The sequence below is a fragment of the Clostridium sp. CAG:265 genome (genome assembly GCF_000436575.1).
In the GTDB taxonomy this organism is placed as follows: domain Bacteria; phylum Bacillota; class Clostridia; order Clostridiales; family Clostridiaceae; genus Clostridium; species Clostridium lentum.
The window spans coordinates 28562-38923 of record NZ_FR886606.1 but is presented as its reverse complement, the minus strand read 5'-3'; the positions used below and the strand labels follow the sequence as shown (position 1 = coordinate 38923).

Annotated in this window: 1 protein-coding gene; it reads left to right on the top strand. The window is 26.5% G+C overall.

Annotated features, from left to right (window positions below):
* Window positions 1-83: 83 nt before the first annotated feature.
* A complete protein-coding gene (locus Q5O29_RS05320; RefSeq protein ID WP_022211950.1) occupies window positions 84-10349 on the top strand; it encodes an immunoglobulin-like domain-containing protein in 10266 nt (3421 codons plus the stop codon).
* Window positions 10350-10362 lie beyond the last annotated feature (13 nt).

Sequence of the window (10362 nt, the reverse complement as noted above, 5' to 3'; positions counted from 1 at the left end):
GACAAAATAGGTCACGTTGAAAAAGGAAAAATCTCAATATGGATACGTTTGTCCATATTTCGAGTAGCAGAAGAATTTAATATATGAGAAAAAGATTAATTATTATTGTTTGTATAGTTATATTGTTTATAGAAAATTTACCTGAAGGCATAATTACATCAGCTATTGAAAAAAGCATTGTTGGTAAAAATGAAAAAATATGCAGTAATTATAATAATAAAATAATAAATAATTATGATGAAAATATTAAAGGAGAAAGCCCAGAAATAAGTATTCAAAATAATGAAGAAGAATTAGGGCTTGATAAAGTTAAGTTTAGTGCATATATTAATAAAACTAATGATTTATTATTTTCTATTGGATTTAACATATTAGAAAAGAAATTTACTGTAGAAAATCAATTGGATAAAAATATATCAGAAGAAACTCCAGAAGAAGTAATGTATAAAATAAGGCTTTATGATAAGGAGGGAAAGGAAAAGCTTGCAATTGAGCTTAATGGTAGTGATACTGGAAATTCTAAAAAATTGGAACTATTAAAAAATTTAAGTTATGAAATTGGTGATTTTGTTCAAATAATACCTATAAATAAAAAGGATGTATTAAAGATTACTGGTAATATACAAGGTGATATAACTAAAGAAAAAGAGGATTATTTAGATGGCATTGATAATTATGATTATATTGAAAATGTAAGATTTGAAATAGCTGATGACCATCTAAATTCAATATATAATGAAGCTCCAGTTATAAGTGGTCTTAATGATATTATAGATTCTGAAAATCCTAATAATGATATATTTACAGGAATATCAGTAAAGGATGACCATGATGGAATTATTGATAATTCTAAGCTTGAAGTTGAAGTAATTCAGCTTCAAGATGGCATATTAGAAGTTAGGTATATTGCTATAGATAGTTGGGGAAGAAAAACTATTGGGTCAAGAAGGATATTTCCTAAAAGTATTTCAAAGTTAATAGATGAACCCGAAAAGCAGGAAGAACAAATTATTAATGATAAAGAATTACCTACCCCTAATAATGTAAATATAGAAAATGCTTCTGACCAATTAACACAAAATGAAATTATAGTAGAAGGAACTCCTTATTATGATACTGAAGTTAGAAGATTTAGATTAAGGTTTGATACTATAGCAAATCAAATTCAAATAATGGATGAAGATGGAAGGCAAATGAGTAATTCTATAAATGGAGAGTATTTTAAATTTGTTTTATATGATAAAGATATGAATATAAAATCATCAGTTACGTTGTTAGGTACTGATAAGAGTGATACTGATAAATTAAATGATATAAGAAATTATCTTTTTGAAGAGGGAGATTATGTGGGAATATGGCATGCAGAATCTCAAGATAAGCTTAAAATAAATGGAGACATAAGGGTTTTAAGTAAAAATTCATCTGGTGATTTAGTAATTACTAATGAAGTTAAGCATTATAATGAAGGTGTACCACAAGAGGATATTTCAACTCGTAGATTTAGAATTAAAAATAGTGGATTGGAGGAGGTAATTAATGAAGCTCCACAAATAGCACCTTTAGCACCTGTTGAAATAATAAGAGGAAGCACAGATTTTGAGCCATTAAATTATATAAAAAATGGAAAAATAACTGATGATTTTGATGAATTTACAGAGGATAATTTAGATTCAAAAGTTGTTTCAATAACTTATAGCCCTTTTGATACTTCTAAGGTAGGAGAGCAAATTATAGTTTATACTGTTACTGATAGTTGGGGAAAGTCTAATACTGCTGAAATGAGGTTAATAGTTAAATCAACAAATCCTCTTGATGAAAAATTTATAGAATTTAAAAATGGTGATGAAAGTTTATTTAAAATAAAGTTTGATTCTGTAAAAAATCAATTTTTAGTTGATGATTTAGATAATGTAAAAGATGAAGCTATAGATTTATCTGTATCATCATCTATATTTAAATTAAGGATATATACAAATGATGGTGTATTGCAAAAGACTTTAAATATTAAGGGAACTGATAATTTAAGGTCTATGTTAAAAAGATTTGATGGTTATCAATATGCTATAGGTGATTGTATAGAGTTATGGTCAAATAATCCTAAAAATATAGTTATCAGTGGTGTGGACAAAAATTCATCAAGTGAAGAGGAAGGGGAAAATGGTGAAGATTATAGTGATGGAATTGATAATTCAGATTTTATGAAAAATGTAAGATTTGAAATAGGGGAAAGTACATTAACTTATATTTATAATGAAGCCCCAAGGTTTATAATAAATTCTTCTATTAATTTAGAAGTTAATAGAAATGGAAGTTTAAGTAGAGAGGAATTAATGGAAGGTTTAAGAGTGGAAGATGACCATGATGGAAATACTTTAAATGAAAAGGTTGTAATTGGCGATTTTGATACTAATACAATTGGAGAAAAAGAAATTGAATATAGTGTTGTGGATAGCTGGGGTAGAAGTTCTATGATAAAAAGAAAGATAACTGTTTATCCATATAGTCCTTTAGAATATAATTATATAACAATTAAAAATGATGAAACTGATGAAGTTATATTAGCTATTAGATTTGATGATGAAAATAAACGCTTTGTAGTAGATAAAATTGATAAAAGTAAAGTTCCAAGTAGGTTAAAGGAAAATGATAAGATATTTGAGTTTAAGCTTATTAAGGATAATAAAGCTGAAGGCACTAAAATTAATGGAAATAATAGTGAAAGTGAAGAGGAAGTTATTATAAGTTTAACTAATTCTGATTTATTAAATAATGAAGTTGTTAATAAGATTAATAATTTATCATATAAAGGCTTTAGATATATTTCTTTATGGTGTTATGATTCAAAAGATGGAATATTTATATCTGGTAAATCAGATATTATTTTAAATGGATTTGAAAATGAAGAAAAGATGGAAAATACAAGATTTGAAATTAAATCTGAAGGGTTACAAGTTATATATAATGAAGCACCTGTAATTATAGGGTTAAATAAAATTTTATATGTATATAAAAATGATGATATAACTCAAGAAGTTGCAACTAATGGGATTGAAGTAAAAGATGATACAGATGAAATAAGTCTTAGCAGTATAGAAATTACTGATGTAGATGGACGTAAACTTAAAGGAGAAGATGAAAGTAAAGCTAAAGAAAAATTTAAGTTTAAAATTTTTAATAAAAGTAGTGATGATTATGTAGAAACTGATGAAATTAGGGATTTTATTTTAAATTATAAGGTTACTGATGCTTGGGGAAGAAGTGCTACTTATCAAAGGAATGTATCTGTAATATCAAAATCTGCATCAAATGATATTGAATTTTATAGTGCAGACGGCAATAATAAGTTGTTTTCTATTAATTATAATCCAATATCAAATATATTTGATGTAAAAGGTGGTATGGTTAATGAAGAGAATTTTGAAGAACAACAAAATGAAATTGTATTTAAGTTAACTGTATTTAATATTGATGAAGAAAAGGTTGGTGAAATTCAATTAACAGAAGCAGAATCAAGGAATGTGGAAGAAATTGAAAAAAGGTTAGAAGATATTACTGTTTATGATGGATATTATTTTAGTTTATGGAGCAGTAATTTAGTTAGGTTAAGAATAAATGGATATATGACAGGAAATAATGAATTAGGTGAAGCTGGAGATGGAGAGCAGGATTATTCTCAAACTATAACTAGTAATGATTATATTGATAATGTTAGATTTAATTTAACAGAAGATGGAATACATGTTATTTATAATAAACCACCTAAAATAAGGTTTTTAAGTAATGATATTCTTACTGTATATGCAGGTGAGCCTATTAATTATACAGAAAATATACAAGTTGTTGATGATAGGGATAATCCAGAAAATAATCATATTATTGATAATAATAAAATAAAGGTTAGTTTTATAGATAGCAATGAGGATGATGGCTCCACAGTTCAGGGAGATAATCTTGAAAATAATGAACAGGATAATGGAAGGTTAAGTAACGGTAATGTTGAGGAAAAAACAGAAGAAGAGAAGTTTGTAGAGGAGGAGAAGAAGCATTTAAGGATAGGAAATAACACAGTTAGATTAACAGTTCAAGATAGCTGGGGAAGAGAAAGTAGCGTTGAAAGAAGTTTAATAATAAAAAATGGTGTTGATAAAAATACTATTATATTTAATGGTGAAAATGGAGAGATAATAAAAATTGGTTTTAATCATGAAAATAATAAATTAAATGTAATTACTTATAATAAGTCTTTTGGTAATGGGGGAGTTAGTGGTTATGTAAAAATTGCAGTATATAGACCAAATGAAAATGGTGTTGGGGCAACTGCTATTGTTCCACAAATAAGCATTGATGTATCACAAAGAGTTACAGATAGTACTTTACAAACTTTAAAGGATTATACATTTAAATATGGAGATTATTTTGAAATTTATCATGGACATCCAAATAGATTTTCTATAATAGGTAATGTAACTGATGAAAGAGAGAATTATACTGATGGTGTACAAAATCCAGAAAACTTACTTAATGTAAAATTTGAGATTACAAAAAGTGGATTAAAATCAATATATACTAATCCAGATGAAAATAATATAACAAATAATAAAGTTGTATTTGGTCCAGTTGCACCAGAAAAGTTTCCATTTAAAATTCAAATTGATTTTGAACAAAAAATGTTTAAAGTAGTTGATGTAACAGAAACAATGGTTTTATCAGATAGAAATGAAGTAGTTTATAAAATGGTTCTTATAGGAAGTGATGGACATATTAAAAAAAGAACAGAGTTTAATGGGCGTGAGGAAGGTTCAACATATATGTCCACTACTAATTCTAATAATGGAGAAAACGATAGGAATTGGAATAATGTTCCTTTTGAGTATAATGATTGTTTATATTTATGGCATATAGAACCAGCTAGGTCAATTATAAAAGGTAAAATAAAAAATGCAAGGGAAGATTATAGTGATGGTGTTAATGATATTGATAATATGAATAATGTTGTGTTTAGATTAACTCCTGATGGATTAGAATCTATATATAATGAAGGCCCTAAGATACATGGAGCTGAAGATAAGGATGTTTATCAAGGTGAAGAATTTGTTAGTGGTGAGGGTGTAACTTATACTGATGATTTTGATAGTGGTCATTTAAGAACAAGTATTTCAGGTGATATTGTTAATACAAATCAATTGGGACCTTATACAGTAACTTATACTGCAACTGACCGTTGGGATAAAACTACAATAGTAAATAGAAAAATTACAGTAAGACCTAATTTATATAAAAATATATTTAAAATATTTTCAGAAGTTAATAATATGCAAGAAGGTAATGAATCTATAAGTCAAAATGAAAGTATTAATTTAGAAGGTGATAATACTTTAAATATAATTAATTCAGAAAATGTTAATAGAAAATTAGCTTTTGAAATTGGATTTGATACAGTTAAAAATACATATAAGGTATTTAATCAAAGTAATGAAAAGTTGTCTGTAAATAATTTAAGTGATGTTGCATTTACTATTGAAATTAAAGATTCAGAGGGAAATGAAAAGGCTAATATTACTTTAAATGGTAATGATAGAGGTACTTCTCCTAAATTAATAGATCTTAATAAGTTGCAATATGCTGATGGGGATATTATAAGAGTATATAGAAGTAATTTATCTTGCATTGAAATTACTGGAACTATATTTGGTGATAAGCCAAGAGAAAATGACAATATGGATGATGATAATAAGTTAGATTATATGAAAAATACTGGATTTAAAGTAAGTAATGATGGATTAATAGCTAAGTATAACAAGGCGCCCAATATTGAAGGAGTTAGAAAGAACAGAACTATTAGCAAGGGTGTTATAGATTTATTAGCAGATATAAATGTAAGTGATGAAATAGATGAAAATATTTCTAAAGAATTTGTATTTGTATATGTAAATGATAATCTTGTAACACATTTAAATGAAAATCCTAATATATGTAATTATGATTTTAACAAATTAGGAACTTATAAAGTGGAATATAAACTTTATGATACTTGGGGAAGGGCAACTCTTAAAGAAGCTAGCATAAATGTGGAATCAAAGGTAAGAGAAAATGAAATAGAAATTTATGGGATAGATGGAATTTTATCATTTAAAATTATTTTTGATACTAATGAAAATAAGTTTGTATTAAGAGGAAGTGATATATTACAAAATGAAACAAGTAATGTTTATAAGTTAAGTGAAAATAATTATTTTGAGATGGTTTTAAGAGATTTAAGGGGAAATGAAAAAATTAAAGTGATTTTAAATGGTGATAATGAGCATGATGAATTACAGTTAGCAAGTTTAAATAATGTATCGTTTAGCAAGTATGACACTATAAGTTTAAAAGGAGAAACATCTACAACTGTAAGAATTATAGGTGGTGTTATAATTGAATCTAATGATGAAAATAATATATATAGTGAAAAGTATTTAAATGGATTTGGAGATATTCAAAATTATTCTAATGTTAGATTTAAGATAACAGATGATGGTCTTAAGGAAATGACACCAAAACCTTTAAGTGTAACTGGTGTAGATAATTTAACTATAAAAAGAGGGGATACTTTAAATCTTTTAAGTGGCATTACTGTAAACGTTAATGATGATAATAATGAGGATTATACAATTAGTATAGATGAAGTAGTAACTGAAGTTAGTGATGTGAATTTTAGTGATGAAGTAATTGAAAATGGAACAGAAAATCAAGATAAGACACAATTTAAAAAGTTAAGGGAAGGGGTTTATATTGTAAAATATATTATTTCAAATAGCTGGGGAACTAAAGAAGTTATTAATAGGACAATAACAGTTTTACCTAGAAATAATTTGGAAAATATAAAGCTTAATGTAAGAGATGATAATAGAAATAATATACTTATAATAAGTTTTGATTCAATACAAAAAAAACTTAGAGTATTAGATTATAAGCTTAATACTAGTATTAATTTTATTGATAAAAATCAAGTGTTTGAAATAAATGCTTATGATACTGTGGGAAAGAACTTGGGAACTATTGCATTAAGGGGAAATCAACTGATTGATAATTCTATAATAAGTAAAATTAATAATTTTTCTTATGAAGAAGGTTATGCTTTGAGTATATGGGCTAAGGAGCCAAGGGAAACTTTAGAGTTGCAAGGTGAAATAATAAATAGTGAGCAAAATAAACTTGAGGGTTTATCAAGTAAGGATAAAATGGAAAATGGAAGATTTGAGATTTTATCTAATGGATTAAAGTATGTTTATAATGAAGCACCTAAGATAATAGGTGGAGATGATCCTATTCCATATTATAAGGGAAGTTTATTACTTGTTCCAAGTGATATAGAAGTTACTGATGATCATGATAAAATAAGTAGAAATGAAGTAACTATAAATGATGATGAAGTTGATTATGATACATTAGGAATACAAAATATAACATATATTGCTGAAGATTCTTGGGGCAGAAGTGCTACAAAGCCAGGAAGTATTGAAATTAGATCTGCCATGGATAGTAATATAATAAATATTTATTCTATTGATGGAATAGAAGGAGTTTCTATAAGCTTTGCTAGAGATAATATAAATAATCAAAATAAAATTATGGTTAATACTAATGAAGAATTAAATACTACTTTTAATCCAAATAGCTTAAGTGATATTTTTGCAACTATAAAAATTTATGATTTTAATGGTAATGAATTAAAATCCATAGAGATTTTGGGTAACGATAATGCAACTACTATAAAAGAAAAGTTATATAATGAGGAAAGTGGAATACAAAATTTTATATATGAAGATGGGCAGTATATTGCTATAGAAAATGTAACTGAATTAAATAAAATGTGTATAAAGATATTAGGAACTGTTGTAAATAAAGAAATTGATTATTTTAATGGAGTTACTAATATTGATAAAATAAAAAATGTTAGGTTTAAGTTTACTGATTTAGGATTAGAAGCAGTATATAATAATGCACCAGTAATACAAATAGATGAAAAAGTTAAATTAAATGGTATTATTGTTGAAAATAGAAATGAAGAAGTATTTGATGGGATTAAAGGAGATGATTTTAATTATTTAAGGGGAGTAAAGATTTTTGATGACCATGATATTTTAACTAAGAGTAATGTAAAAGTTATTTGGAATCCATCTAATAATGGTGAAGAAATTAATTTAAATAAATCTGTAGGTAAAGAAGATGAAATTGAAAAAGTTAAAGATGAAGTAATTGTAGAAGGTGAGCAAAGGGTAGGAAGAAATGTTTTACATTATATAGTAACAGATTCTTGGGGAAGAAGTAATACTGCTGAAAGAATAGTAAATTTGAAAAATGGTATCTTTGAAGATGAAATTAAATTTGGATTAAATGATAGATTGAATTTAAGTTTTATTAAAGATACTAGTGATGAAAATAGTGTTAAATTAAATTTTACAGTTAACAATAGTTTGGAATATTTTGCATCTAGTAATTCTAATTTTAAATATTATGGAATAAAGGTATATGAACCTAGAGAGGGAACAACAGCAAGTAGTTCCAGTGATTATACTCTTACTCAAAATTTAGAGTTAATGGGAAGTGCTAGACCAAGTATTCAAGTTTTAGGAGCACTTCAAAATATGAAGATTCCGTATAATACAATAATTGAAATTTACGCAGGACATCCACAATATTTTTCTATTAATGGACCAGTTAGAAATGCTGCTGAAGATTACTCTGATTTTGTTCAAAATCCAGAAAATATTGTAAATACTGTGTTTAAAATTACTGATTCTGGATTAAGGGCAATTTATGTGGAGCCAGAGGTTGATAAATTAAATGTAAATGAAAATTTAATAGAATTAGTAGCACCAGAAAAAATACCTATTAAGATTAAAATTACTCCAAATGGAAATAATGGTGGTAGTATTGCTGTAGTTGATAAAAATACAACTTTACTTGATAGTACAGTATCAACTACTGTATTTACAATGGAGTTAAAAAGTGAACAAGGAAATAGGAAACGATTAATTACCTTAAATGGAAATCAAAATGGAAATGATGCTAGTGTTTTAAATCAATTTAATGACTTTAATTATGTATATGGTGACACGTTAACTATGACTCATAGAACACCTAAAAAATTGCTTATAAAGGGTAATATAGAAGGAGCAAGAGAAAATTATTATGATGGTGTAGATAATAGTTTGAACTTACTTGAAGCTGTTTTTAAATTAACACCAAATGGCTTAGAAGCAATTTATAAATCAGCACCTAGAATAATGGGAGTAATGGATAAAAAAGTATTAAAAGGTACAGAAATAAATTATGAAGAACTAAAAAGAAGTGTAACAGCAGATGATAGTATTGATGGACCACTTACTAACCAAATAGAATTTGATTATTCGGATGTAAATGTTAATGTTGTTGGTTTATATGAAGCTATATATACAGTTACTAATAGTAATAGTCGTACTGCTAGAAAGTCAAGTACAATAATTGTATATGATATGCCCAAAATTGAATCAACTAATAAGACGATAATAGAATTAGATTCAATAGATAATAAATCAGAAGCTATTAATGAATATTTAAAGAAAGCTGTAAGGGCAACTGATGAAGATGATTCTCTTTATGAAAGAGAAACTATATTAGAACTTTTAAGCAATGATGTTAATCCTAGCATTGAAGGTAATTATAAAGCAAGGTATAGGGCAACTGATTTATATGGAAATTCAACAGAAAAGGAAATAAATATACAGGTTGTTAGAACTATAAATGTAACTGTACCTACTAAACTTCCATTTCAAATAGTAACAAACTTAATACCAAATGAAGATGGAAGTCAAGAGAATGATCAATTTGTATCTGGAGTACTAAAAATAAAGAATAATAATACTAGTCCAGTAAGAGTTAAAGTTGAATCATTTGCTAAAAAAGTTAATTCTGGTGAACTTGAAATTGTAGGACCAAATTCTTGTGATTGGGATAACATGAATGAACAAGACTCTATGACAAAAATGGCATTGGGTATTTATATAAAGGATAAATCATTAACTCAGTCAAATTATAATGAACCAAGCAATCCTTTATGGTTATCAACAAACAAACAAAATAGCAATACAGATAATCCAGATTTTCCAGAAGACTCAGAAGAGCCAAGTTTAAGAACTGGAACAATTGAAGAGTTTATTGGAGATAATGTTAATGTGATAAACAAAGATTTAGGTGTATTACCAGCTAAAGAAACTGGAAGTGATACACCAAAAGAAGCTAGTATAGGTTTTACAAGTAAACATGGTAAAAATTTTATTGGTGGAAGTGTTACAGGAAAATTTGAATTAATATTTAAATTTGAATAATTCATTAAAAGTA